Genomic DNA, 24529 nt, shown 5'->3' with positions numbered 1-24529 from the left:
AGGTGCCTGTCCCCGCCGGGACAGGCACCTTCCTGCAGGGGCGGGCACCCGTGTTCGCGGCAGGGTAGCACACCGGGCGCCCAAGCCGCCTCAGTCCAGCTGCACGCCCAGCTGGCGCACCAGTCCGCCCAGCCGCTCGGCCTCGGAGCGCACCAGCGTGTCGAACTGCGCCGGCGTGCCGCCCACCACGTCGCTGCCGATGGCTTCCCAGCGGGTGCGGAACGCCGGGTCGGCGAAGATCTCGTTGAGCGCCGTGTTGTAGCGCGCGATCACCTCGGGCGGCGTGCCGGCGGGGGCCACGATGCCGTGCCAGGCGTAGTAGTCGAAGCCGGGCAGGCCGGATTCGTCGATGGTGGGCACGTCGGGCAGCAGCGGCGAGCGCGCCTTGGTCGTGATGGCGATCGGCGTGAGCCGCTTGCTGTTGATGTGCTGGATGGAGCTGCCGAGAATGTCGAACATGCTCAGGATCTGCCCGCCGATCAAGTCGTTGAGCGCGGGGCCGGCGCCCTTGTACGGGATGTGCTGCAGCGGGGTCTGCGTGAGCGTCTTGAACAGCTCGCCGCCCAGGTGCTGCGGCGAACCGTTGCCGGCCGAGCCGAAGGTCGCCTTGCCGGGGTTGGCCTTGGTGTAGGCGATGTACTCGGCCACCGTCTTGATGCCGGACTCCGGGTTGACTTCCAGCACCAGCGGGAAGCGCGATATCTGGATGATGGACGCGAAGTCCTTGATCGGGTCGTAGGGCAGGCTCTTGAACAGCGTCTGGTTGACCGACATGTTGCCGCTGGCGGCCAGCAGGATGGTGTAGCCGTCCGGCGCGGACTTGGCGACCTGGGCCGAGCCGACGTTGCCGGCGGCGCCGGCCTTGTTCTCGACGATGACGCTGGTGCCCAGTTTCTTCGACAGCGGCTCGGAAATCAGCCGCGCCATCAGGTCGGTGGGGCCGCCGGGAGGAAACGGGACGACGAAGCGGATGGGCTGGCTGGGCCAGTTGTCGGCGGCCAGGGCCGGCGCGACGGGCGCGGCCAGGAGCATGCCCAGCAGGATGCCGGCGTAGCGTTTCATGGTGTCTCCTTGTTTTGGTTATGGGTGGCGCGCGCCGGCCGGGCCGGGCGCAGGGGCCATTCTGGCCGCGCGCGGCGCCCAGGGCAAGGCTTCTAGCGGTAGCGGCGCAGCGCGAACGCGACGAACTCGCGCAACAAGGGGTCGCTGGCGTCGCGCTTCCAGGCGAAATGCGCGTACGAGCGGGAATCGCAGGCCTTCAGGCGCAGATAGCGCACGCCGTCCAGGCCGGCGTCGACGAACGGGTCGGGCACCAGGGCCACGCCGCCGCCGCGGCTGATCAGCAGCAGCGCGGTCAGCCAGTGGGCGACCTCGTGCCGTATCCGCGGCGAAAAGCCCGCGTCCATGCACAGGGCGATCACGCTGTCGTAGTAGCCGGGCGAGACATCGCGGGCAAACAGCACCATGTCCTCGCCGGCCAGCTGGCGCACGTCGATGACGCGGCGCCCGGCCAGCCGATGATCGCGCGGCACGCAGGCCACGAAGGGTTCGTCGCGGATCACCTGCCCCTCCAGTTCGGGCGCCAGCAGGCCGGCATGCAGGAAGCCCGCCGACAGCTGGCCGCGCGCGATCGCCTTGGCCTGTTCGGCCGAGCTGGTTTCGTGCAGCGTGACGATGACTTCGGGATTGCGCTGCGCGTAGTCGCGCACGATCTCCGGCAAGCCCCGCAGCAGCATGCCGCCGACAAAGCCGATGCGCAGGTGGCCGCGCTTGCCGGCGCCCACTTCCCTGGTCACCGCGCAGGCCACCTGCAGCTGCGCCAGCACCTTGAGCGCCTCGGGGTAGAACGCCTGCCCGGCCGACGTCAGCGCGACCGACTTGGTGGTGCGCTCGAACAGCGCGGTGCCGAGTTCTTCCTCCAGCAGCTTGATGGCGTGGCTGAGCGGCGGCTGCGAGATCGACAGCCGCGCCGCCGCGCGGCGGAAATGCAGTTCTTCGGCCAGCGCCACGAAGTATTTGAGCTGTCGCAGGTCCATGACGTTTGATATTTTTTAAGGATCAATTGGTCCAAATATTGAATTGGACTATATCACTGCGCTTGCCCATACTCGATCCGGACCAATCAACGACTAGCATGGGAGACACGCAGTGGCCGGCCTGGGATTCGAACCTCATTCGCCAGGACAGACGGGCGCCCTGGCGGGCATCCGCGTCCTGGATCTGTCGCGGGTGCTGGGCGGTCCGTACTGCACCCAGATCCTGGGCGACCATGGCGCCGACGTGCTCAAGATCGAGCCGCCGGGCGGCGACGAGACGCGCGCCTGGGGCCCGCCGTTCCAGGACGGGACCGCCTCGTACTACCTTGCCGTCAACCGCAACAAGCGCACCGCGCGGCTGGACCTGTCCACGCAGCAGGCGCAGCAGGCCGTGCTGGGCCTGCTGCCCGAATGCGATGTGGTGGTCGAGAATTTCCGCGCCGGCACGATGGAGAAATGGGGGCTGGGGCCGCAGGCGCTGCAGGAGCGCTTCCCGCGCCTGGTCTATTGCCGCGTGACGGGGTTCGGCGAGACCGGCCCCATGGGCGGGCTGCCCGCGTATGACACCGCCGTCCAGGCCATGGTGGGCCTGATGAGCCTGAACGGGCCCGCCGACGGGGGCCCGTGCCGGGTCGGCTTTCCGGTCATCGACCTGGTGACGGGCATGAACGCCGCCCTGGGCGTCATGATGGCGCTGCAGGAACGCCAGCGCAGCGGCCGCGGGCAGTACGTCGAGGCGGCCCTGTACGACAGCGGCATTTCCCTGCTGCACCCGTACGCGGGCAATTACTTCCTGAGCGGCCAGCCGCCGGCGCGCGTGGGCAACGCGCACTCGAACATCTACCCCTACGACGTGTTCGATACCGCTACCGTGCCGATCTACCTGGCGGTGGGCAACGACATGCAGTTCGAGCGCCTGATGCGCCACCTGGGCCGGGCCGATGTGCTCGACGACCCGCGCTTCGGCGCCAACCGCTCGCGCTCGGAACATCGCGCCGCGCTGCGCGCGCTGCTGGCCGGCCTGTTCCAGGTCCTGGACGGCGAAACGCTGGCGCAGGCGCTGCTCGATGCGGGCGTGCCCTGCAGCCCCGTGCTGACGGTGGAGAAAGTGCTGGCGCATCCGCAAACGGCCGAGCGCGCCATGGTGGCCAGGATAGGCGAGCACTACACCGGGCTGGCCTCGCCGATCAAGCTGGGACGCACGCCCGCCAGCTACCGCATCGCGCCCGCGTAACGCATCGATCCGAAAGCCGGCGGCTTGCCGCGCCGGTCCGTAGAACCCATTTCGTCAGCAAGGAAGCATGCCATGTCATCTCCAGAAATCGCGGCGCGGTTGGCCGACCCCATTCCCGACAGCCTGGGCCAGAACCTGTACCTGGCCGACGCCGATCTTCCGGCGCTGTTGTCGCTGTACCTGGCGCCGGACCTGCTGGCGCATCTCACGCCGCACCTGCATCGGCTGGGCGAGCTGGCCGGCGGCCGGCTGGAGCAGCTGGCCGCGCAGGCCGACAAGCACACGCCCGAACTGGTGGTGCGCACGCGCCAGGGCCACGACTGCAGCGAGGTGGTCAAGCATCCTGCCTATGTGGAGCTGGAGCGCTGGGCCTTCTCCGAGTTCGGCCTGGCCGCCGCGTCGCACGCCCCGGGCGTGCTCGGCTGGCACGAACCCCTGCCGGCCGCGGCGAAGTACACGCTGTTCTACCTGTTCTCGCAGTCCGAGTATGGGCTGACCTGCCCGGTCAACATGACCGACTCGTTCACCCGCACGCTCAAGAAGTACGGCGAGCCGGCGCTGGTGCAGCGCTACCTGGCGCGCCTGACCTCGCTGGATTTCGACACCTATTACCAGGGCGCCATGTTCATGACCGAGCAGGGCGCCGGCTCGGATATCGCGCAGACGGCCGCGACGGCCCGCCGCGATGGCGAACACTGGCTATTGTCCGGCGACAAATGGTTCTGCTCCAATGCCAGCGCCGACCTCGCCATGGTGCTGGCGCGTCCCGACGATGCGCCGGCCGGCATGGCCGGCGTGAGCCTGTTCCTGATGCCGCGCGTCAAGGCCGACGGCACGCCCAACGCCTACCGCATCATCCGGCTCAAGGACAAGCTGGGCACGCGTTCCATGGCCAGCGGCGAGATCCGCCTGGAGGGCGCGCAAGCCTATCTGATCGGCGAAGTGGGCAAGGGATTCCAGCAAATGGCCGAGATGGTCAACAGCTCCCGGCTGTCCAACGGCGTGCGCTCGGGCGCGCTGATGCGGCGCGCGCTGAGCGAGGCCAGCTATGTCGCCGAGCATCGCCGCGCCTTCGGCAAGCGGCTGGCGGACCTGCCGCTGATCCGCCGCCAGCTGGACAAGATGCGCCTCATGACCGAGCAGGCCCGCACCTTCGCCTACCATACCGCGCAGGCGCTGCGCGGCGCCGACGAGGGCGACGAGACGGCGCGCCGGGTCGTGCGGATCATGACGCCCCTGATCAAGTTCCGCGCCTGCCGGGACGCGCGCAAGGTGACCGGCGACGCGATGGAAGTGCGCGGCGGCTGCGGCTACATCGAGGAATGGCCGGAAGCGCGCCTGTTGCGCGACGCGCACCTGGGCTCGATCTGGGAAGGCACCAGCAACATCGTCGCGCTGGACGTATACCGCGCCATCAACCGCGAGGATGCGCTCACCGCCTACGAGGGCGCGCTGCGGAACTTGCTGGGCCAGGCGAGCGGCCCGCATGGCGCCGCGCTGGCGCAACGGCTGGACCTGGTGTGCGCCTATGCCGCGCGCCAGGCGGGGGCGCAATGCGAGGAAGCGGCGCGCGAGGTGGCCTCCGCGCTGTACCACGTCGGCAGCGCCATCCAGTTTGCCTGGGAGGCGAGCCAGGGCGGGCAACTGGCGCACCGGCATGCCTATGCGGCCGACGTCCTGGCGCACCGGCTGGATCCGCAGCTGCGCCGCGCCGGCCTGCTGCACGACTGAACACGCCCATACCAAAAACCAACGGAGGAGACACCATGCCTACTTATCGCAGACTGCGCCGGCTGGCGCTATCGATCGGGGCGGCGCTGCTGGCGGCCGCCCTGTCGCCGGTCCATGCCGCCACCGGCGCCTATCCGGCGCATCCCATCCAGATGGTGGTGCCGTTCACGCCAGCCGGGCCCACCGACGCGCTGGCCCGCGTGCTGGCGCGGACCATGCAGGACACGCTGGGGCAGTCCACCATCGTTCTCAACAAGCCGGGCGCGGGCGGCAACATCGGCACCCAGTATGTCGTCAAGGCCGCGCCCGACGGCTACACGCTGCTGTTCGCCAATTCGGGCGCGCTGTTCATCAACGCCAATCTCTACAAGGATGCCGGCTTCGATCCCAAGCGGGACTTCACGCCGATCGCGTACCTGGGCGAGATTCCCAATGTGCTGGTCGTCAACAAGGACCTGCCGGTGCGCAGCCTGGGGGATTTCGTGAAATACGCGAATGCGCACCAGAACCTGTCGTATGCGAGTTCGGGCAGCGGCAGCACCAACCACCTGGCCGGCGAGATGTTCAACAAGCTCAACGGCACCCGGCTGGTGCACGTGCCGTACCGGGGCACCTCGCCGGCCATGAACGACCTGCTCGGCGGGCAGGTCACCGCGATGTACCTGGACGTGCTGAGCGCGGCGCCCTACATCAAGGACGGGCGCCTGCGGGCGCTGGGCGTGGCATCGGTGCAGCGTTCGAAGATCCTGCCCGAGGTGCCTACCTTCCGCGAACAGGACGTACCCACGCTGGAGCGTGGCGTGGCCTTCGGGCTGGTGGGCCCCGCGGCGTTGCCCGCGCCCGCGCTGGCGACGCTGGAGCGCGCCGCCCGCGCCGCGCTGCAGGCGCCGGACATGCGCGCGACCCTGGAAAAGAACGGGGTGCAGACGCCCGAGACCATTCTCAGCCAGGCGGAGTTCACCGAGTTCCTGGCGCGCCAGGTCGACGGCTGGAAGGAAATCATCGAACGCACCGGCGCGACGGTGCAGTAGGCATGCCCGCCCGCGCCGCGCATGGCGCGGTTATGGGTGCCTGTCCCCGCTGGGACAGGCACCCATGCGGCTGTCCCCGCTGGGACAGGCACCCGTGCGGCTGTCCCCGCTGGGACAGCGCCCGTGCGGCTTCGCGACACGGGATATACCAAGGTATAGCCCGGTTGCCCCAATGCCTGCTGGCGGCCAGGCGCGGCCGCGGGGACAATTCGCATTGTCGCCAACCCAGGCCCGCCGCGCCGCCGCGCCGGCCGGCCACGAAGCAGGAGGATGCGCATGGACCCCGACCCGCACAGGCGCCGCGTCGCGCCCCTTTTCCCGAACCACATGAACGCAACAACACATCGGGTACCGGTCCCGGCATTCTCGCCCGCCTGAGCGCGCGAGAGGCCTGCGCGGCGGCGTGCCCGCGGAGGTCTCATTCCGATGAAAATCATCGACACCCTGCTCAAGCGCCTTTTCAGCCGATTTCTCCAGGGGCGGCACGCGAATCGCCATTTCAAGCGCCAGGCCATTCTCGAAACCCTGCGCGGCGCCCATGGCGCGGCGGCGCGGGCCGGGGCCGGGCGCGTCGCACGCGACATGCGGCGGATCGCCTCCGATGACGTCGCCGCCGCCATGGCCCGCATGGGCTCGCGCGAGGGGGGGCTGAGCGCGGCCGAGGTGCACGAGCGCCGGACCCGTTTCGGCCCCAACGAGGTCGAACACGAGAAGCCCCTGCCCGGGTGGCTGCACCTGTGGCACTGCTACAGGAATCCGTTCAATCTTCTGCTGAGCGTGCTGGCCGGCATTTCGTTCGCGACGGATGACATGACGGCGGCCGCGGTCATCGGCACGATGGTGGCCTTGAGCACCCTGATCCGCTTCGTGCAGGAAGGCCGTTCCAGCCGGGCGGCCGAGCGGCTCAAGGCCATGGTCGGCAACACCGCCACGGTCATCCGGCGCCGGGAGGACGGCGAGCCGGCCGGCCCGCCCGGGCGCGCCGCGCGGGCGGAAGTGCCGATCCGCGACCTCGTGCCCGGCGACCACATCGTGCTTTCCGCCGGCGACATGATTCCGGCGGACTGCCGCCTGCTGGCCGCCAAGGACCTGTTCATCGCCCAGGCGGCGATGACCGGCGAGTCGCTGCCGGTGGAGAAATTCGCCGGCATCAACGAACCGTTCGAGACGATATTCGACGCGCCCAACCTGGTCTTCATGGGCACCACCGTGGTTTCCGGCGCGGCCACCGCGCTGGTGATCGCCACGGGCGGCCGGACCTATTTCGGCGGGCTTTCGGCGCGCGTGACCGCCGCCGATCGCGCGCCGACCGCGTTCGAGAGCGGGGTGAACAGCGTCAGCTGGCTGCTGATCCGGTTCGCGCTGGTCATGGCGCCGGTCGTCCTGCTGATCAACGGTTTCACCAAGGGCGACTGGCTGGAGGCTTCGCTGTTCGCGCTGTCGGTGGCGGTGGGCCTGACGCCGGAGATGCTGCCGATGATCGTGACGTCCACCCTGGCCAAGGGCGCGGTGGTGATGTCGCGCAAGAAAGTGATCGTCAAGCGCCTGGACGCGATCCAGAACTTCGGCGCCATGGACGTGCTGTGCACCGACAAGACCGGCACGCTCACGCAGGACCGGATCGCGCTGGAGCGGCACACCGACGCGTTCGGCAACAGCTCGGACGAGGTGTTGCGGTATGCCTATCTCAACAGCTATTACCAGACCGGCCTGAAGAACCTGCTCGACCATGCGGTGCTCGAGCACGCCGAGCTGCAGCGGGAAATGCGGGTGGCGCTCGACTATCGCAAGGTCGACGAGATTCCGTTCGATTTCGAGCGGCGGCGCATGTCGGTGGTGGTGTCCGAGCGCGACGATCATCACGAACTGATCTGCAAGGGCGCGGTCGAGGAAATGCTGTCGGTCTGCGACCGCATTCGCATCGAGACCGCGCAGGGGCCGCGCCATGTTCCGCTCGACGGCGAACAGCTCGACCGCGTGCGCGCGTTCACGCATGCCTTGAACGAACAGGGCTTGCGGGTGGTCGCGGTGGCCATGAAGGCGCTGCCGGCCTCGCAGTCGGCGTATTCGGTGGCCGACGAAGCCGGGCTGACCCTGGTGGGCCATATCGCCTTTCTCGATCCGCCGAAGGAATCCACCGAGCCGGCGCTGCGCGCGCTGGCCGGGCATGGCGTGCGGGTCAAGGTGCTGACCGGCGACAGCGAACTCATCGCGGCGCATGTGTGCGGCAGGGTGGGGCTGGAGCACGGCCGCTACCTGCTGGGCGCGCAGATCGAGAACATGAGCGACGGGCACCTGGCCTGCGCGGTCGAGACGCACCAGTTGTTCGCGCGCCTGACGCCGCAGGACAAGGAGCGCATCGTGCGCGCCCTGCGCGGCAATGGCCACGTGGTCGGCTTCATGGGCGACGGCATCAACGATGCCGCGGCCCTGCGTGCGGCGGACATCGGCATTTCGGTGGACGCCGGCGTGGACATCGCCAAGGAAGCCGCCGACATCATCCTGCTGGAAAAAAGCCTGATGGTGCTGGAGGAGGGCGTGGTGGAGGGCCGCAGGACGTTCTGCAACATGCTCAAGTACATACGCATGACGGCCAGCTCCAACTTCGGCAACGTTTTCTCGGTCCTGGTGGGCAGCGCGTTCCTGCCGTTCCTGCCCATGCTGCCGCTGCAATTGCTGGTGCAGAACCTGCTGTATGACATCTCGCAGATCGCCATCCCGTTCGATGACGTGGACGAGGAGCTGGTCGCCAAGCCGCTGAAATGGAATCCGGCCGACATCGGGCGCTTCATGGTGTTCTTCGGCCCGCTCAGCTCGGTCTTCGATATCGCTACCTACGTGCTCATGTGGCATGTCTTCGCGGCCAACACGGTGGGCGAGCAGGGGTTGTTCCAATCGGGCTGGTTCGTGGTCGGCCTGCTGACGCAGACCTTGATCGTGCACATGATCCGCTCGCCCAAATTGCCGTTCATCCAGAGCCGGGCGGCCTGGCCGCTGCTGCTGATGACCGCGCTCATCATGGCCATAGGCGTGGCCTTGCCGATGAGCCCGCTGGCCGGCTATTTCAACCTGCAGGCGCTGCCCCCGGCCTATTTCCCGTGGCTGCTCGCCATCCTGCTGGGCTACGCGCTGCTGACCACGGCGATGAAGAAGATCTATATACGGAAGTTCGGCTGGCAGTGAGAGGCCGCGTGCTAACCTACTTCACCGCAGCGCTTTGCGCCATGCCCGGATCCAGTCCTGCCATCGCCAAGTACCTACAGGTTATGCCATGCAGCCGTTTGGGATATCCACCTCGCCGCGGATACGCCTGCTCCTGAAGTTTGCCCTGGTCGCGCTCGCCACGGCGGTCATCTTCGTGGCGGACACGGGCACCCGCTACGAGGTCGCCGCCGCCGTGTTCTATGCCGTCGTCATCCTGACGACGGCGCGTTTCCTGGGCCGGCGCGGGCTGCTGGCGCTTTGCGCGGTCTGCATCGCCATGACGGCGCTCAGCTTCGGGCTGACGCCTCATGGCGACCTGCGCTCCGGCCTGATCAATACCGGCATCAGCATCGCGGCCATCATCCTGACCACCTACCTGGTGCTGAAGATGGAGGCGGCCCGGGCCGCCGCGCACACCGCGCAGGCGCGCCTGATGCGCATCGCCCGCGTCCAGGGCCTGGAAAGCCTGACCACCTCGATCGCGCACGAGGTGAACCAGCCGCTGGCCGCCATCGTCGCCAGCGGCAATGCCGGCCAGCGCTGGCTGGCGCAGGATCCGCCCAACCTGGACAAGGCGCGCCAGGCGTTCGAGCGCATACTGGGCGACGCCGGCCGCGCCAGCAACATCATCGCCCGCGTGCGCAGCCTGACCCGGGGCGAGCCGCCGGACACCAGCGAGTTCGACTTCAACCAGGCCATGCGCGAGGTGCTAGAGCTGTCGCGCGCCGAAATGGAACGCAACGATATTGTCCTGGCCACCGACTTCGCCGAGGGCCTGGCGCCGGCGCTGGCCGACCGCGTGCAGATACAGCAGGTGGCCGGCAACCTGGTGCTCAACGCCATCGAGGCCATGGCGGCCGTGCCGGCGCGCAACCGGCTGCTGCGCGTCGGGTCGGCCGCCGCAGACGGCGCCATCGTGCTGTCGGTGGCCGATTCCGGCGCGGGCATCCCGCCCGGCCTGCACGAACATATCTTCGAGGCCTTCTGGACCACCAAGGAGGAGGGCATCGGCGTGGGCCTGAGCATCAGCCGGAGCATCGTCGAGGCCAATGGCGGGCAGATATGGGCCGAGCCCGACGCGGGCGCCGGAGCGACCCTGCGCTTCAGCGTGCCGGCCCTCGCGCGGGAGCAGCGGCCGTGACGGCGGATATGCAAAAGGCGGCGGGCATCGTCTATATCGTCGACGACGACAGTTCGGTGCGCGCGGCGCTCGCGGACTTGCTGGCTTCGGTGGGCCTGCGGGCGCTGACGTTCGGTTCGACCGGGGAGTTCCTGGCCCAGGCGATGGAGGACGCGCCAGGGTGCCTGGTGCTGGACGTGCGCATGCCGGGGCAGAGCGGGATGGATTTCCATCGACGCATGGCGGGGCTGGAAATAAACCTGCCGGTGATTTTCATCACCGGCCATGGCGATATCGCCATGGGGGTGCAGGCCATGAAGAATGGCGCCATCGAGTTCCTGGCCAAGCCTTTCAGGGAGCAGGACCTGCTCGATGCGATCCATGCCGGCATCGGGCTGGACCGCCAGCGCCGCGAGCGCGCCGCGCACGCCGCCGAGCTGCAGGCCCGATGGGCGTCGCTGAGCGCTGGCGAGCAGGACGTCGTGCGCCTGGTGGTGCAGGGCCTGCTGAACAAGCAGGTCGCGGCGCGCCTGGGCATCAGCGAGATCACCGTAAAGGTTCGCCGCGGACACGCCATGCGCAAGATGCAGGCAGGTTCGCTGGCCGAGCTGGTGCGCATCACCGAAAAGCTGAAATCCTAGACTCGGACGTCTGTCCCCGCGGGGAAAGGGTGCCCGTCCCCGCCGGGACAGGCACGCCTACGTAAAAATAATCGCCTAGCGATTGTTTTAATTAAAAATTGACGTGTCGGGATCGGATTCCTAGAATTCGTCCCACTTGTGGGTTTCGCTTGAACGAAATGCTCAAGAGTTGTGCGTCCCCGCGCCGACCGCCCATGGCGGCGGGCAGCGCGGGCTATCGGTCTGCTCAGCAGGAGAACCCCTGTGATTGCCTCTTTCGTACACCAGCTCAAATTCGCCGTGACAGCCGTGGCCTGTTGCGCGGCGCTTGCCCCTGTGGCCCATGCCCAGGACTCCTATCCTTCGCGGCCGACCCGCCTGGTCGTGGGCTTCAGCCCCGGCGGTCCGGTGGACGTGGGCGCGCGGCTGCTGGGCGAACACCTCAGCCGGACCATGGGCACCACCTTCCTGGTCGAGAACCGCGTCGGCGCCAACGCCATGATCGCGGCCGAGTCGGTCAAGCGCGCCGCGCCCGACGGCTACACGGTGTTCGTCAGCAGCAGCAGCGCCATCACCCTGAGCCCGGTGCTGCACAAGAACACCATCCGCTACAACCCCGAGGAAGACTTCGCGCCGGTCGCGACCATCATGGAGATGCCGCTCATCCTGGTGGTCAACAACAACGACCCCAAGATGAAGTCCGTGCGCACGCTGCAGGACCTGGTCGAACTGGCGAAGAAGAACCCCGGCCAGATCACCTATGGCTCGGCCGGCCCCGGCAACATCACGCAGATCGCGTTCGAGGTGCTGTCCTCGCGCGCCGGCATCCAGATGGTCCACATCCCCTACAAGGGCACGGCCAGCGCCCAGTCGGCGATCCTGGCCAATGAGGTCAACATGGTGTTCGACTCGCTGTCGGTGATGGCGCACATCAAGTCCGGCGCGGTGCGGCCGCTGGCCATTTCCTCGAACCGGCGCCTGGCCGAGCTGCCCGACGTGCCGACGGTGCAGGAGGCGGGCTATGGCGATTTCAACGTGGCGTCGTGGGTCGGGCTGTTCGTGCCCAAGGCCACGCCGCAGGCGGTGATCGAGCGCTTGAACAAGGAGGTGGACGGGGCCCTGAAGGACAAGGAACTGGCCGCCAAGCTGACGGTGCAGGGCCCGGTGCTGGCCATGTCGCCCGAGGAGTTCCAGCAACGGATCCGCAAGGAGTCGGCCGAGCTGGTGGAAGTGGTCGAGAAGGCCAACATCAGCATCAACTGACGCGGCGGCACGCCGCGTGGCGTGCCCCGTTTCCTTCCCAGCCATTTTCAGACGCCATGCCCAACCAGAACCCCCTCTTCGACGCGGCGCTTTATGCGGGCGCCCGCCGGCCGCTCGAGGAAGCGACCTCGCTGCCGCCGCAGGCCTATCACGCCCCCGCGTTCTACCAGCGGGAGATCGACCGCATCTTCATGAAGCGCTGGAATTTCATCGGCCATGAAGGCCGCCTGGCCGCGCCGGGCGCGTACTTCGCGATGGACTTCGCCGGCGTGCCCATCATCGTCTCGCGCGGCGAGGACGGCCAGGTGCGCGCCTTCGCCAACTCGTGCCGCCACCGTGGCGTGCGCCTGGTCAACGGCGAGGGACAGGGCCGGGCCTTCGTCTGTCCCTACCACGGCTGGAGCTATGCCGGCAATGGCGAGCTGCGCGCCGCGCCGGGGATGGAGGGCACGCATTGCTTCGACAGGAAGGACAACGGCCTGCTGCCGGTGCGCCTGGAGAAGCTGGGTCCGTTCATGTGGGTCAATTTCGATCCGGACGCGGCCCCGCTGGCGAGCCAGCTCGGCGACCTGCCATCCAAGATCGAAAGCCACGGGCTCGACGAGCTGGTGCTGACGCGCCGCGCCGAGTACCAGGTCAAGTGCAACTGGAAGGTCTATGTCGAGAACTTCATGGACTATTACCACACCCCCACCGTGCACAAGAACAGCCTGGCGCGCGGCAGCCTGTCCGTCTACCACCGCAAGCCGGTGGCGCTGGAGCAGTGCGACGGCGACTACCTGGTGCTGTACGCGCAGCACGAGGGTACGGCCGGCCTGCTGCCGGGCAAGGAAGGGTTCGCGCACTGGCCGGGCCTGCAGGGCCGCTGCCGGGAAGGCTCCACCTTTGTCCACACCGCGACCAGCGCCCTGTTCGGCTTCACCAAGGACTGTGTCTGGTACGTGAAGCTGAACCCGACCGGGCCGGAGTCCATCGACCTCACGGTGGGCTCGTGTTTCCACCGCAGCACGGTGGCGCGGCCGGATTTCGACGAGAAAGTCCAGGCCTATTACGACCGCTGGGACGTCGCCGTGGCCGAAGACAACGAGATCGTCGAGCAGCAGCAGCTGGGCGTGCGTTCGCCGCTGGCCAGGCCGGGCCGGGTGTCGCCGCTGGAGGCCGTGTCGTATGCGTTTCGCCAGCGCCTGCTGGACGCGCTGGCGCTGTGAAGGAGCCATCCATGACTGCCTCGACTGACCTGATGCTGCTGGGCACCGGCGAGTTCGCCGCGCGCCTGTTGTTCGATATCGCCGCCAGCGCCGACCAGCCGGTGCGCGTGACGGTGGTGGGCCGCAGCGCGCCGCGGCTGGCCTGGCTGCGCACCGCGGCCAACGCGCGCGCCGTGCTGTTCGGCCGGCCGGTGCGGTTCGAGACGCGCCAGTGTGCGGACTTCGAGACCGATACCCTGGCAGGGGTACTGGCGCAGGTCCGGCCCCGCGTGGTGATACAGACGGCGTCGCTGCAGACGGCTTCCGTGCTGCGTTCGAGCGACAACGCCTGGAGCCGGCTGGTCGCCAACGGCGGCCTGAGCGTGACGGCCGCCTTCCAGACCGTGCTGTCGCTGAAGGCGGGGCGCGCCGTCGCGGCCGCCGCGCCGGGCGCGCACTATCTCAATGCCTGCTTCCCCGATGTGACCAACGGCTTGCTCAGGCACGCCGGGGTCGACGTCCTGTGCGGCGTGGGCAATGTCGGCATTCTTTCCAACGCGTTCGCGGGCGCGCTCGATGCGCGCGAGCCGGGCCGCGTGCAAGTGCTGGCGCATTATCAGCAACTGGGCCTGTGGCGGCGCCTGCCCGGCGAGCGCCGGGGGTCGGTGCCGCGCGTCTGGCTCGACGGGCGCGAGATCGACGACGTGCCCGGGGTGTTCCAGGACGTCATGCTCTCGCCGCAGACCGCGTTCGACATTTCCGGCGCCACCGGCGTGCCGCTGGCGCTGGCGCTGGCGGCGGGGCGGTCCTGGTCGGGCCACGTGCCGGCGCCCGAGGGCCTGCCCGGCGGCTATCCGGTACGCGTGGACGAGCAGGGCGCCATGGCGCTGGACCTGCCGGCCGGCCTGTCGCGCGAGGAGGCCGTCGCCTGGAACGCGCGTTTCGAGCGCGACAACGGGCTGGTGATCGACGGGCAGGGCAATGCCACGTACACCGGCGTGCTGCACGAGGAGCTGCAACGGCACGACGCGCAGCTTGCGCAAGGGTTCGCCGCGCGCGATGTCGAGCAGGCGGCCGAGAGCCTGGCGGTGCTGCGCGACCGCCTGCAGGCGCAGGCCTGCTGATGCCCTGCGCCATGCACCAGCCGATGGACACACCATGAACGCCATTTTCATTACGCCGGCGGGCGAGACGCTGCACGTCGAAGTCGCCGAGGGCGACAGCCTGATGCACGCCGCCATCTTCGCCGGCGTGCCGGGCATCCTGGGCGAATGCGGCGGCAGCTGCAGTTGCGCGACCTGCCATGTCTTCGTCGAGCAACCGGCGCTGGACGCGCTGGAACCGATGGGCACGGCCGAGGCCGAGGCCCTGGAGTGGACCGCCGAGCCGCGCCGGCACAACAGCCGGCTGTGCTGCCAGTTGCGGATGAGCGCGGCCCTCGAGGGCATTACCGTGCGCATCGCCGACACGCAGAACTGAGGCGGCCATGCAGCATGCTCCGGTAATCCAGCAAGACGCGCCCGGCCTGGTGGTGGTGGGCGCCGGCTGCGCCGGCGTCGAGGCGGCGTTCGCGGCCCGCAACGCCGGGTGGCAGGGGCCGATCACCCTGCTTGGCGAGGAAAGCGCCGAACCCTATCACCGGCCGCCGCTGTCCAAGGCCTTTCTGCAAGGCGCGGCCGGCATCGACAGCCTGGGGCTGAAGCAGGCCGCGCTGTACGAGCGCGCGGCGATTGCACGGATCGGCGCCGCGCGCGTGACGCGCATCGACCGCGCCGCGCGCAGGCTGCATTGCGCCGACGGACGCACGCTGCCCTACGGCAAGCTGGTGCTGGCCTGCGGGGGGCGCGCGCGCCGCCTCGACGAGGCGCTGGCCGAGGGCGGCGGGCACGTCCATTACCTGCGCACGCTCGACGATGCGCGCGGCCTGCGCGCGCGGCTCGAACACAGCCGGCGCGTGGTCATCGTGGGCGCCGGCTACGTCGGGCTGGAAGTGGCGAGCGCGTGCCGTGCGCTGGGGCTGGCCGTGACCGTGCTGGAGGCCGCGCCGCGCGTGCTGGCCCGGGTGACGGCGCCGGTGGTGTCGGCCTTCTACGAAGCGACCCATCGCGGCCAGGGCGTGGACCTGCTGCTGGATACGGGCGTGGCCGCGCTCGAGCCGGCCGGCGACGGCGGGGTCGCGGCCGTGCACACCAGCGATGGCCAGCGCATTCCCACCGACCTGGTGATCGCCGGCATCGGGCTGGCGCCCAACGTGGAGCTGGCGCGCGAGGCCGGCCTGGCGGTCGGCGACGGCATCGTGGTCGACGCCATGCTGCGCACGGAGGATCCGGACATCCTGGCCATCGGCGACTGCGCGCTGGCCTACAACCCGCGCTACGGGCGCGCGATGCGCATCGAATCGGTGCCCAACGCGCTGGAGCACGCCCGCCAGGCGGCCGCCACGGTGTGCGGCAAGCCGCGCGAGCTCGATCCGCTGCCGTGGTTCTGGTCGGATCAATACGGCCTGAAACTCAAGATGGCCGGCGTGGCGCACGGCCACGACCAGGTGGTGGTGCGCGGCGACCCGCGGCAAGGGGCGTTCAGCGTCTTCTACCTGAAGTTGGGGCAGCTGCTGGCCGTCGATACCGTCAACCGCCCGGGCGAATTCATGGCCACCCGCAAACTGATTTTCTCGACCATCGGCCAGGCCGACAGGCTGGCCGATGAAACCCGCGAACTCAAGCACTGGCTGGCCTGACGACGGCCGGCCCACTACGAGGAAACCTCATGATCGACGCTACCTCCCTGCGCGGCATCCTGACCGCGTTGCCCACGCCTGTCGACGCCCAGGGCGTCGTGGACACCCGGGCCGCGCGCCTGCTGGTGGAATACCAGTTGCGCCACGGCATCGATGGCCTGGTGCCGATCGGCGGCACGGGCGAGTACGGCTCGCTCGCGCGCGCCGAACGCTGTCGCATGGTCGAGGCGACCGCCCAGGCCGCGCAAGGCAAGGTTCCGGTGGTCGCTGGCGTGCTGGACACCGGCTACTTCGACGCCTTGCAATCCGGGCGCGAACTGGCGGCGGCCGGCGCCGACGCCCTGATGGTCGTGACGCCTTACTACACCAATCCGACCCAGGCCGGCCTGCTCGATTACTTCCTGCGCTACGCCGACGAGTCGCCCGTGCCGCTCATCATCTACGAGATTCCGTACCGCACGCGGATCGCGCTGGCGCCCGAGGTGCTGCACCAGCTTTCCAGCCATGAGCGCATCATCGGCATGAAGGCCTGCAACACCGACATGTACCACTTTCTGCGCGTGGTGGCCGGGGTATCCGATACGTTCTCCGTGCTGAGCGGGGAAGACACGCTGCTGCCGCTGCATCTGCTGGGCGGCGCGCGCGGCGGCATCGTCGTGACCGCCACCATGCTGCCGGCCGCCTGGCTGCAGCTGTTCCAGCTGGCGACGTCGGGCCGTGGCGCCGAGGCGCTGGCGCTGCACCGCGAACTCATGCCGGTCATGGACCTTGCTTTCGCCGAGACCAACCCCGGCCCGCTGAAGGCGGTCTGGGACCTGATCGGCATCGAGGCGCCGGACGTGCTGGCGCCGCTGCGCGAGGCGGCGCCCGAGCTGCAGGCGGCGCTGCGCGCGTGCATGGCGTCGATGGTCCAGCGCTTCGGGCAGGTTGCATGAGCGCTCGCCCCGGCCTGGAGTCGGCATTGGCCTGCGTGCACGACTATCGGTCGCTGGCGCGGCGCCGGCTGTCGCGTTTCGCGTTCGATTACCTGGAAGGCGGCGCCGAGGACGGCAGGACGCTGCGGCGCAACCTGGCCGCCTACGGCAAGCTGGTGTTCAACCCGCGGGTATTGACGGACGTCAGCGCGGTCGACACCCGCGTGCCGGTGCTGGGGCGCGAGCAGCACTCGCCCATGATCGTCGGCCCGACCGGCCTGAACGGGCTGTACTGGCCCCGCGCGGACGAGGCGCTGGCCCGCGCGGCGCATGCGGCCGGCCTGCCGTTCGTGCTGTCGACGGCCTCGACCTCGCTGATCGAGGACGTGCGCGCGGCCAGCGCGGGCGACCTGTGGCTGCAACTGTACGTGCAGACCGATCGCTCGATCGCCGAGACCATGATGCGCCGCGCCCGCGAGGCGCGCTTTTCGACGCTGATGGTGACGGTGGATACGCCGGTGCATGGCACCCGCGACCATGATGTGCGCAATGGCTTTCGCCTGCCCCTGCGGCCCGGACCGCGGCTGATGCTGGATTTCGCCGCGCATCCGCGCTGGTGCCTGCGCATGCTGCGCCAGCGCGGCGGGCCGCAGCTGGTCAACCTGGCGCGCAGCATGGGCGAGCAGGCCAGCCTGAACCGGCAGGCCGCCACCATGAGCCGGCAGATGGACATGGGGCTGGGCTGGGACGCGCTGCCATGGCTGCGCCGGCACTGGCAGGGGCCGGTGCTGGTAAAGGGCATCCTGTCGGTCGAGGACGCGCGCCTGGCGCTGCGCCACGGCGCCGATGGCATCGTCCTGTCCAACCACGGCGGGCGGCAGCTCGAGGGCGCGCCCAGCGCGCTGGAGGTATTGCCGCGCGTCATGGACGCGGTGGGGACGCGGCTTGCCGTGCTGGTCGATGGCGGGGTGCGGCGCGGCAGCGACGTGGCCAAGGCCCGCGCCCTGGGCGCGCAGGCCGTGCTGCTGGGCCGTGCGCCGCTGTACGGGCTGGCCGCGCGCGGGCCGCGCGGCGTGGCCGAGGTCCTGGCCATCCTGCAGCGCGAGCTGGAGACGACGCTGCGGCTGGTCGGCTGCCCCGCGGCGCGGCGGCTGGGCGATCATGCGCTGCTGCCGGTTCGCGATGACCCCGCGCAGGAGGCCGCGCCGTGACGCACGCTCATGCCAGCCTGGACCTGGGGCGGTTCGACCACGACCAGCGCTACAAATTCCTGATGGCCAGCGTCGTGCCGCGGCCGATCGCGCTAGTGACCAGCCTGGGCGAGGACGGCGTGCTCAACGCGGCGCCGTTCAGCAGTTATGTCGTGCTGTCGATCGACCCGCCGATGCTGGGCATCTCGGTCGCGTTCCGCGACGACGGCGCATGCAAGGACACGCGCCGCAATATCGAGCGCTCGGGCGAGTTCGTCATCAATTCCGTCACCGCCGACATGGTGGCCCAGGTGCAGCAGTGCGGCCAGGCCTATCCCAGCGACGTGAGCGAGGCGCAGGCCGCCGGCCTGACGGCCATTGCGTCGCAGGTGGTCAGCGTGCCGCGCATCGCGCAGTCGCCGCTGCAGTTCGAGTGCCGGCTGCGCCATTGCGTGGAGTTCGGACAACGGCGCTCGGCGCTGCTGGTGGGCGAGGTGGTGCTGGCCCACGCGGCCGTGGGGCTGGCCCAGGCGCACCGCGTCGACCCCGCCGTGCTCAACGCGGCGGGCAGGCTGGCGGGGACCACGTATTGCCGGGTTTCGGACACCATAACGGTATAGCGATATGATGCCCGGGCGGGTAGCCCAGGAATCGTCAACGATACAATCGAGCATGCCTTCAGAACCAGCCAAGCCTACGTCCCTCCCGCCGCCGGCGCACGCCGTCGATGGTGACGATTCGCCGCTCTATGTGCAGGCGATTGCACGGGCGTTCCAGGTCTTGCAGGCATTCGACGGGCCGCGCCGCGAGATCACGCTGGCCGACATCGCCAAGGCGGCCGGCATGGGCCGCAGCGCCGTGCAGCGCGTCGTGTACACCCTGGAAAGCCTGGGCTACCTGGCGCGCGTGCCGGATTCGAAGAATTACCGGCTGACCTCGCGCCTGCTGCAGTTCTCGTACAACTACGTGCGCAACAACGAGCTGATCGCCAAGGCGCTGCCGTACCTGCAGGAGCTGAACCGCACCTTCGACGAGACCATCAATCTCCAGGAGCTCGACGGCACCGAGATCGTCCTGGTGGCGCGCTTCCTGAGCCGCCACCTGATGAACATCGAAGTGGCGGTCGGCAGCCGGCTGCCGGCCTTCTGCACCGCCTCGGGCACCGCCATCCTGTCGCGGCTGCCGGAAAAGGAATGCGACGCCATCCTGCGCGCCAGCCGGCGCGTGGCCCTGACGCCCTCGACCGAGCTGGACCTCGACCGGCTGCGCCAGCGCATCCGCACCGCCGCCGCGCGCGGCTACTCCATCGTGGCCAACGAGTCGGTGGTCGGCGACATCTCGCTGGCCGCGCCGGTGCTGGACCAGGGCGGCTGGCCGGTGGCCGCGGTGAATATTTCGGTGCCGGTCGCGCGCTGGACGGTGGAGCAGGCCGAGACCGAACTGGCCAACCATGTGCAGGCCACGGCGATGATGCTGTCGGGCGCCAAGATCAGCCCCTTCATGGGGTGACGACGGCGGCGCGCCGAATCGCTTAACCTAGGGCCTGTTTCCCACGGGCATCTGGCATGCGTATCGAAGACCTGGCCATCTTTACCGCCGTGCACGACTATGGCAGCTTCCAGAAGGCGGCCGACGTGCACGGGCTTACCCAGTCGGCGGTGACCAAGATCGTGCGCCGCCTGGAGACGCACTACGGCATGGCGCTGGTGGAGCGCGGCGCGCGCACCACGCTGACGCAGGCCGGGCGGGCGCTGTACGACCGCGCGGTGGAGCTGCTGAAGATCGCCAATACCATCGAGCGCGACCTGCTCTCGGAAGACGCCGCCAGCCTGGGCACGCTGCGCATGGGCGCGGTGCCGGCCCTGCTCGAACTGCTGGTGCTGCCGGCGGCGGCCCTGCTGCTGCGCCGCTACGCCCATGCATCGCTGACCACGCGGGTCAAGCTGACCAGCGAGCTGGTCGATCTGGTCATCGACGGCAGGCTGGACCTGGCGGTGGGGTTCGAGGCCTCGTCGTTGCCCGAGGACATCGTGGCCGCCTCGCTGGGCCGGCAGCACTACAAACTGGTGGTGCGCGCCGGCGGGCCGCTGGCCGGCCGGCGGTTGAGCCTGCAGGCGCTGGCGGACTGCGAATGGCTGCTGCCGTCGCGGGACATCGCGCTGCGCCGCCAGCTGGACCGGCATTTCGAGGATGCGGGCCTGAACCCGCCCCGGGTGCGCCTGGAAACCGATACCTCCGCCATGCTGTTCGCGCCGCTGATCCGGGAGACGGACCTGATCGCCATCATGGCCGAGCAGTCTTACCTGCAGGCCGCCAGCCGGGATATCGCCGCGCTCGACACCGCGCTGCCGCCCATCCACGGCGATGTGATGCTGTACTACCGGCGCCAGACCCCGTCCACGCCGATGTTCGCCGAGGCGCTGGGCCTGCTGCGCGCCAACGCCGCCGCCTGTTTCGGCCACGCGGGCCTGGCGCCGGGCGCCTGAGCGGGCGGCGCCTGCTGCGCGCCGCCGCGGTATTCCGCAATGGAAGGCAGATAGGACAAAAAGTCGTCGCGTCCGCGCTTACAGTCTCGCCCTGGGGCTGGCGCCGCCTCCCGGCATGGATGCGGGGCATGGGCTGCTTGGGCGCCCGCCTGTTCTACGAGGAGTTTTCCAGTGTCTGAAGCATTACGCGGACGCCGCGCCGTCGTCACCGGCGCCGCGTCCGGAATCGGCCTGGCCACGGCGCAACGCCTGGCCCGCTCGGGCGCGTCGGTGGCGATGGTGTACCTGCCCGGCGACGAACGCGGCGCGGCCATGTGCCGGCAGCTCGAGGCCGAAGGTTGCAGCGTGTTCGCCGCGCCCGGCGACGTGACGCAGGAAGCGGGCATCCTGGCGACCATCGAGGCCGCCGCGCAGGCCATGGGCGGGATCGACCTGCTGGTCAACAGCGCGGGCATCCCGGGCGTGAAGGCGGTGGTTCCGGCGGCGCGCCTGGACCTGATCACCGGCGACATCTGGGACGCGGTGCTGGCGGTCAACGTCAAGGGCCCGTTCTTCTGCGCCAAGGCCGCCGCGCCGCACCTCAAGCGCGCCGGCGGGGCCATCGTCAATATCGCTTCGCTGGCCGGCCTGGATTCGCCGGGCAGCAGCCTGCCCTATGCGGCCTCCAAGGCGGCGGTGATCAACATGACGAAGAATCTGGCCCGCGCCCTGGCGCCCGAGGTGCGCGTGAACGCCGTGGCGCCCGGCTATGTGGATACCGGCTGGCAGATCGAGGGCTGGGCCGAGCGGGGCGAGGTGTCCAGGCGCCTGTCCCTGCTGGACAAGGTCTGCAGCGCCGACGACGTGGCGGGGCTGATCGAATACCTGGGATTTTCGGCCACGCTCACCACCGGCGAGACCGTCAAGGTCGACGGCGGTTTCTGGCTGACCGACGCCCGTACCGGGCAACAACGGCTGGCGCAAATCTAGCGCCGTCCGCAAATCGAAAATGGAAGGGACGAAAATTATGAAGACGATGACCAAGCGCTGGCTCGGCGCGGGCGTGGCCGCGGCCTCGATGATGGCCGGCACCGGGGCGTACGCCGCGGATTACCCGCAGCGCCCGATCACCCTGGTGGTGCCGTACGCCGCTGGCGGAACCACCGACATCCTGGGCCGCGCGCTGGCCGAGGCGCTGGCCGGCGAGCTCAAGCAGGCCGTGGTGGTCGAGAACAAGCCGGGCGCCAACGGCACGCGCGGCGCCTCGGGCATGAAGCAGGCCAGGCCGGACGGCTACACCCTGACCATGGTGCCGCTGGGCGTGTTCCGCCAGCCCTATATCCAGCAGGTCAACTACGACCCGCTCAAGGATCTGACCTACGTGTCCATGGTGGGCGGCTACAACTACGCCATCGCGGTGGCCGACAAGGCGCCGTGGAAGACCATCCAGGAGCTCATCGAGCACGCGCGCAGCCATCCCGGCGAGATTTTCTACGGCGTGTCGGCCCGCTACAGCGTCAACGAATTCCTGATGATGGACCTGGGCAGGAAGGCCGGCGTGGACTGGACCAGCGTGCCCTTCAAGGGCGACTCCGAAGCCGTGACCAACCTGCTGGGCGGGCAGATCCAGGTGGTGTCGGCCACCAACACCATCCTGCCGTTCGCACAGCAGGGTTCGGTGCGCGTGCTGGCCACCGCCGGCGAGGCGCGCTCGCCCGATTTCCCCGACGCGCCGACCCTGGCCGAGGCGGGCTACCCGGTCACGGTGACCTCGCCGCTGGGCATCGCCGGACCGGCCGGCATGGCGCCCGAGACCGTGCGCATCCTCGACGAGGCGATCGCCCGCGCGGCGCGCAACCCCAAGCTGCTGGAGACGGCGGCGCGCTACGGCATCGGCGTCAAGTACCTCGACCATGCCGGCTACACCGCCTACGCGCACAAAGCGGCGGTCGAAGAGAAGGACGCCGTGGCGCTGATGCTGCAAGGCGCGGCCAAGCCCTGACATGGCCGATCCGCGCAACGCCGGGCCGGGCGACGGCCGCCTTTATCGCATGCCGACCGCGTTCGGCCCGGCCCTGGGGCCGCGCCAGGCGCCGGCCGGCATGCGCCACGACCCCGCCGCGAGCCCGCGCAAGTCGTGCGCGTACGCGGCCTGGCGCACCGACGCCGGGCTGCTCGGGGGGCTGCTGCCGCCCGGCTTCGCGCTGCGCGGCGAGGCCGTCGTCGTGTTCGAGTTCAGCTACATGACCGACATCGCCTGGCTGGCGGGCCGCGGCTACAACATGCTGACCGTGCGCATCCCCGCCACCTACCGGCACGGCGATACCAGCGTCGACGGCTATTTCCAGCCGGTGGTGTGGGAGAACCTGACCGAGCCCATCCTGAGCGGGCGCGAGGAACTGGGCTGGGCCAAGATCTACGCCGACCTGCCGGCCGCCACGCACGAGCACGACGAGATCGTCTGCCGCGCCGAATGGATGGGTTTCCGCTTCCTGGAATTGCGGCTGGGCGCGCGCGCGGCCGGCGGCGGCGCGCTGCAAAGCGGGCCGGTGCTGCATCGCAAGTACATTCCGGCCACCCAGCACTGGGGGCAGGCCGACGTCGACTACGTGACGCTCACGCCCGGCGGCGGCAGCCAGGCGCGCCTGCTCGACAGCGCGACGGCGCAGCGCTGCGCGTTGCGCATCGCGCGCCCGCGCTGGGAGGACATGCCGACGCAGCACGCCATCGTCGGCGCGCTGGCCGACCTGCCCCTGCTCGAGTGCGTGCGCGCCGGGACGTACCAGACCGTGGGCGGCAAGGACCTGTCGGACCAGGTGCGGCTGGATTGAGCCCGGCCTGGCGCTAGGGCTTGAGCGTGGTGACGGGCGGCTTGGGCCGCTCGTCCACCGTCAGCGAGAAGATGTCCGGGCGCGCGTAGTGCCCGACCACGTCGAAGTCCATCTTGCCGCGCGTGACGGCATCGAGGTCGATGTCGGCCACCAGGATCGCGTCTTCGTCGTAGACCGGGCCGGCCAGCAGCTGGCCCATCGGGTCGACGATGCAGCTGCCCCCGCGCATCAGCACGGTGTCGGGCTGTACGTCCAGGGCATTGTGGAATTCCGGCGGGAAGTCCTTGCCGCGCAGGTGCTGGCAGGCCGACAGCACGAAGCAGCGGCCTTCCAGGGCCACGTGCTGCATGGTCGACACCCAGGTCGGCTTGTCGTCGGCCGTGGGCGCGCAATAGATCTGGATCTGCTTGCCGTACATCGCCATGCGCAGCAGCGGCATGTAGTTCTCCCAGCAAACGACCGCGCCCAGCTTGCCCAGCGGGGTGTCGTACACCGGAAACGTGGAGCCATCGCCGTAGCCCCACAGCAGGCGCTCCAGCGCGGTGGGCATCAGTTTGCGGTGCTTGCCCAGCAGTTCGCCCTCGGGGCTGAAGAACAGGATGGTGCAGTACAGGGTGCCGCCGTCGCGCTCGATGACGCCGACCACGATGAACATGTCCTGTTCGGCGGCGATCTGCCCGATGCGCTCGGTCACCGGACCCGGCACGGCGATGGCGGTCTCGGCGTAGCGCTGGTATTGCGCGCGCCCCTGCGGCGTGCGTCCGCCCAGGAAGATATGGAAATCGGCGCCCTTGGGGTAGCCGCCCACGAAGGCCTCGGGAAACAGCGCGAGCCGCGCGCCCTGCGCCTTGGCGCTGGCGGCCAGGCGGCTCATTTTCTCGGCGGTGGCCATGGCGTCGCCCGGCACCGGTCCATCCTGTATGACGGCGATTCGATGTGTGGTCATGGGATATCCGTGTAGTGGAA

The 24529-nt window shown here is 69.5% G+C and carries 22 protein-coding genes; 19 read left to right on the top strand and 3 right to left on the bottom strand.

The genetic code is table 11. From position 1 onward, the window contains the following. Positions 1 to 90: 90 nt before the first annotated feature. A complete protein-coding gene (locus EL288_RS18730) occupies positions 91 to 1062 on the bottom strand; it encodes a Bug family tripartite tricarboxylate transporter substrate binding protein (protein WP_003808874.1) in 972 nt (323 codons plus the stop codon). A 92-nt stretch (positions 1063 to 1154) separates the two neighbouring features. Beyond that, entirely contained in the window at positions 1155 to 2036 is an 882-nt protein-coding gene (locus EL288_RS18725) for a LysR substrate-binding domain-containing protein (protein ID WP_003808876.1), read from the bottom strand. Between the two features lie 112 nt (positions 2037 to 2148). Between EL288_RS18725 and EL288_RS18720 the strand changes: the two genes are divergently transcribed. The 19 genes from EL288_RS18720 (at position 2149) to EL288_RS18630 (ending at position 23563) form a co-directional block, all read left to right on the top strand. Next, complete coding sequence (locus EL288_RS18720) at positions 2149 to 3270, top strand: CaiB/BaiF CoA transferase family protein (protein ID WP_050486117.1); 1122 nt, start codon at positions 2149 to 2151, stop codon at positions 3268 to 3270. 72 nt (positions 3271 to 3342) lie between these two features. After that, complete coding sequence (locus EL288_RS18715; RefSeq protein ID WP_003808878.1) at positions 3343 to 5001, top strand: acyl-CoA dehydrogenase family protein; 1659 nt, start codon at positions 3343 to 3345, stop codon at positions 4999 to 5001. A gap of 35 nt (positions 5002 to 5036) precedes the next feature. Continuing rightward, positions 5037 to 6032, top strand: coding sequence for a Bug family tripartite tricarboxylate transporter substrate binding protein (locus tag EL288_RS18710; protein ID WP_003808879.1), 996 nt, complete (start codon positions 5037 to 5039; stop codon positions 6030 to 6032). A gap of 426 nt (positions 6033 to 6458) precedes the next feature. After that, positions 6459 to 9215, top strand: a complete 2757-nt coding sequence (gene mgtA, locus EL288_RS18705; protein WP_033473368.1) for a magnesium-translocating P-type ATPase — start codon at positions 6459 to 6461, stop codon at positions 9213 to 9215. 88 nt (positions 9216 to 9303) lie between these two features. Beyond that, entirely contained in the window at positions 9304 to 10377 is a 1074-nt protein-coding gene (locus EL288_RS18700) for a sensor histidine kinase (RefSeq protein ID WP_126622010.1), read from the top strand. Between the two features lie 8 nt (positions 10378 to 10385). Beyond that, complete coding sequence (locus EL288_RS18695; protein WP_033468060.1) at positions 10386 to 10997, top strand: response regulator transcription factor; 612 nt, start codon at positions 10386 to 10388, stop codon at positions 10995 to 10997. Between the two features lie 243 nt (positions 10998 to 11240). Continuing rightward, the gene (locus EL288_RS18690) at positions 11241 to 12239 is read left to right on the top strand and encodes a Bug family tripartite tricarboxylate transporter substrate binding protein (RefSeq protein WP_003808885.1); all 999 of its coding nucleotides are present in this window, start codon (positions 11241 to 11243) and stop codon (positions 12237 to 12239) included. Between the two features lie 56 nt (positions 12240 to 12295). Next, positions 12296 to 13447, top strand: coding sequence for an aromatic ring-hydroxylating oxygenase subunit alpha (locus tag EL288_RS18685; RefSeq protein WP_033473370.1), 1152 nt, complete (start codon positions 12296 to 12298; stop codon positions 13445 to 13447). A gap of 11 nt (positions 13448 to 13458) precedes the next feature. Then, positions 13459 to 14550, top strand: a complete 1092-nt coding sequence (locus EL288_RS18680; protein WP_230594818.1) for a hypothetical protein — start codon at positions 13459 to 13461, stop codon at positions 14548 to 14550. Between the two features lie 34 nt (positions 14551 to 14584). Beyond that, entirely contained in the window at positions 14585 to 14905 is a 321-nt protein-coding gene (locus EL288_RS18675) for a 2Fe-2S iron-sulfur cluster-binding protein (protein ID WP_126622009.1), read from the top strand. 7 nt (positions 14906 to 14912) lie between these two features. Further along, a complete protein-coding gene (locus EL288_RS18670) occupies positions 14913 to 16163 on the top strand; it encodes an NAD(P)/FAD-dependent oxidoreductase (protein WP_126622008.1) in 1251 nt (416 codons plus the stop codon). Between the two features lie 29 nt (positions 16164 to 16192). Continuing rightward, a complete protein-coding gene (gene dapA / locus EL288_RS18665; RefSeq protein WP_003808893.1) occupies positions 16193 to 17098 on the top strand; it encodes a 4-hydroxy-tetrahydrodipicolinate synthase in 906 nt (301 codons plus the stop codon). After that, complete coding sequence (locus EL288_RS18660; protein WP_015064424.1) at positions 17095 to 18288, top strand: alpha-hydroxy acid oxidase; 1194 nt, start codon at positions 17095 to 17097, stop codon at positions 18286 to 18288. The genes dapA and EL288_RS18660 overlap by 4 nt, the downstream gene beginning before the upstream one ends. After that, positions 18285 to 18887, top strand: coding sequence for a flavin reductase family protein (locus tag EL288_RS18655; RefSeq protein WP_003808897.1), 603 nt, complete (start codon positions 18285 to 18287; stop codon positions 18885 to 18887). Before EL288_RS18660 ends, EL288_RS18655 begins: the two co-directional genes overlap by 4 nt. Positions 18888 to 18939: 52 nt before the next feature. Further along, positions 18940 to 19776: an IclR family transcriptional regulator gene (locus EL288_RS18650; protein WP_003808900.1), complete on the top strand. Its 837-nt coding sequence runs from the start codon at positions 18940 to 18942 to the stop codon at positions 19774 to 19776. 56 nt (positions 19777 to 19832) lie between these two features. Next, positions 19833 to 20753, top strand: coding sequence for a LysR family transcriptional regulator (locus EL288_RS18645; protein WP_003808902.1), 921 nt, complete (start codon positions 19833 to 19835; stop codon positions 20751 to 20753). 171 nt (positions 20754 to 20924) lie between these two features. Then, entirely contained in the window at positions 20925 to 21722 is a 798-nt protein-coding gene (locus EL288_RS18640; RefSeq protein ID WP_003818730.1) for an SDR family NAD(P)-dependent oxidoreductase, read from the top strand. A 37-nt stretch (positions 21723 to 21759) separates the two neighbouring features. Next, the gene (locus EL288_RS18635) at positions 21760 to 22734 is read left to right on the top strand and encodes a Bug family tripartite tricarboxylate transporter substrate binding protein (RefSeq protein ID WP_232018701.1); all 975 of its coding nucleotides are present in this window, start codon (positions 21760 to 21762) and stop codon (positions 22732 to 22734) included. Between the two features lies 1 nt (position 22735). Continuing rightward, positions 22736 to 23563: an acetoacetate decarboxylase family protein gene (locus tag EL288_RS18630; protein WP_033448255.1), complete on the top strand. Its 828-nt coding sequence runs from the start codon at positions 22736 to 22738 to the stop codon at positions 23561 to 23563. Positions 23564 to 23576: 13 nt separating this feature from the next. Here the strand turns inward: EL288_RS18630 and EL288_RS18625 are convergent, their stop codons facing one another. Beyond that, entirely contained in the window at positions 23577 to 24509 is a 933-nt protein-coding gene (locus tag EL288_RS18625; protein WP_003808910.1) for a carbon-nitrogen hydrolase family protein, read from the bottom strand. Between the last annotated feature and the right edge of the window lie 20 nt (positions 24510 to 24529).

Source organism: Bordetella bronchiseptica, assembly GCF_900636925.1.
GTDB classification, from domain to species: domain Bacteria; phylum Pseudomonadota; class Gammaproteobacteria; order Burkholderiales; family Burkholderiaceae_B; genus Bordetella; species Bordetella pertussis.
Note: the sequence above shows the minus strand (reverse complement) of the source record. Positions and strands in the feature narration are given on the sequence as shown.

What these genes read in the sequence shown, in the direction of transcription:
- EL288_RS18730 (WP_003808874.1), bottom strand. Translation starts at nt 1,062, where the DNA reads ATGAAACGCTACGCCGGCATCCTGCTGGGCATGCTCCTGGCCGCGCCC.
- EL288_RS18725 (WP_003808876.1), bottom strand. Translation starts at nt 2,036, where the DNA reads ATGGACCTGCGACAGCTCAAATACTTCGTGGCGCTGGCCGAAGAACTG.
- EL288_RS18715 (WP_003808878.1), top strand. Translation starts at nt 3,343, where the DNA reads ATGTCATCTCCAGAAATCGCGGCGCGGTTGGCCGACCCCATTCCCGAC.
- EL288_RS18710 (WP_003808879.1), top strand. Translation starts at nt 5,037, where the DNA reads ATGCCTACTTATCGCAGACTGCGCCGGCTGGCGCTATCGATCGGGGCG.
- mgtA (WP_033473368.1), top strand. Translation starts at nt 6,459, where the DNA reads ATGAAAATCATCGACACCCTGCTCAAGCGCCTTTTCAGCCGATTTCTC.
- EL288_RS18700 (WP_126622010.1), top strand. Translation starts at nt 9,304, where the DNA reads ATGCAGCCGTTTGGGATATCCACCTCGCCGCGGATACGCCTGCTCCTG.
- EL288_RS18695 (WP_033468060.1), top strand. Translation starts at nt 10,386, where the DNA reads ATGCAAAAGGCGGCGGGCATCGTCTATATCGTCGACGACGACAGTTCG.
- EL288_RS18685 (WP_033473370.1), top strand. Translation starts at nt 12,296, where the DNA reads ATGCCCAACCAGAACCCCCTCTTCGACGCGGCGCTTTATGCGGGCGCC.
- EL288_RS18680 (WP_230594818.1), top strand. Translation starts at nt 13,459, where the DNA reads ATGACTGCCTCGACTGACCTGATGCTGCTGGGCACCGGCGAGTTCGCC.
- EL288_RS18675 (WP_126622009.1), top strand. Translation starts at nt 14,585, where the DNA reads ATGAACGCCATTTTCATTACGCCGGCGGGCGAGACGCTGCACGTCGAA.
- EL288_RS18670 (WP_126622008.1), top strand. Translation starts at nt 14,913, where the DNA reads ATGCAGCATGCTCCGGTAATCCAGCAAGACGCGCCCGGCCTGGTGGTG.
- dapA (WP_003808893.1), top strand. Translation starts at nt 16,193, where the DNA reads ATGATCGACGCTACCTCCCTGCGCGGCATCCTGACCGCGTTGCCCACG.
- EL288_RS18660 (WP_015064424.1), top strand. Translation starts at nt 17,095, where the DNA reads ATGAGCGCTCGCCCCGGCCTGGAGTCGGCATTGGCCTGCGTGCACGAC.
- EL288_RS18650 (WP_003808900.1), top strand. Translation starts at nt 18,940, where the DNA reads ATGCCTTCAGAACCAGCCAAGCCTACGTCCCTCCCGCCGCCGGCGCAC.
- EL288_RS18645 (WP_003808902.1), top strand. Translation starts at nt 19,833, where the DNA reads ATGCGTATCGAAGACCTGGCCATCTTTACCGCCGTGCACGACTATGGC.
- EL288_RS18635 (WP_232018701.1), top strand. Translation starts at nt 21,760, where the DNA reads ATGAAGACGATGACCAAGCGCTGGCTCGGCGCGGGCGTGGCCGCGGCC.
- EL288_RS18630 (WP_033448255.1), top strand. Translation starts at nt 22,736, where the DNA reads ATGGCCGATCCGCGCAACGCCGGGCCGGGCGACGGCCGCCTTTATCGC.
- EL288_RS18625 (WP_003808910.1), bottom strand. Translation starts at nt 24,509, where the DNA reads ATGACCACACATCGAATCGCCGTCATACAGGATGGACCGGTGCCGGGC.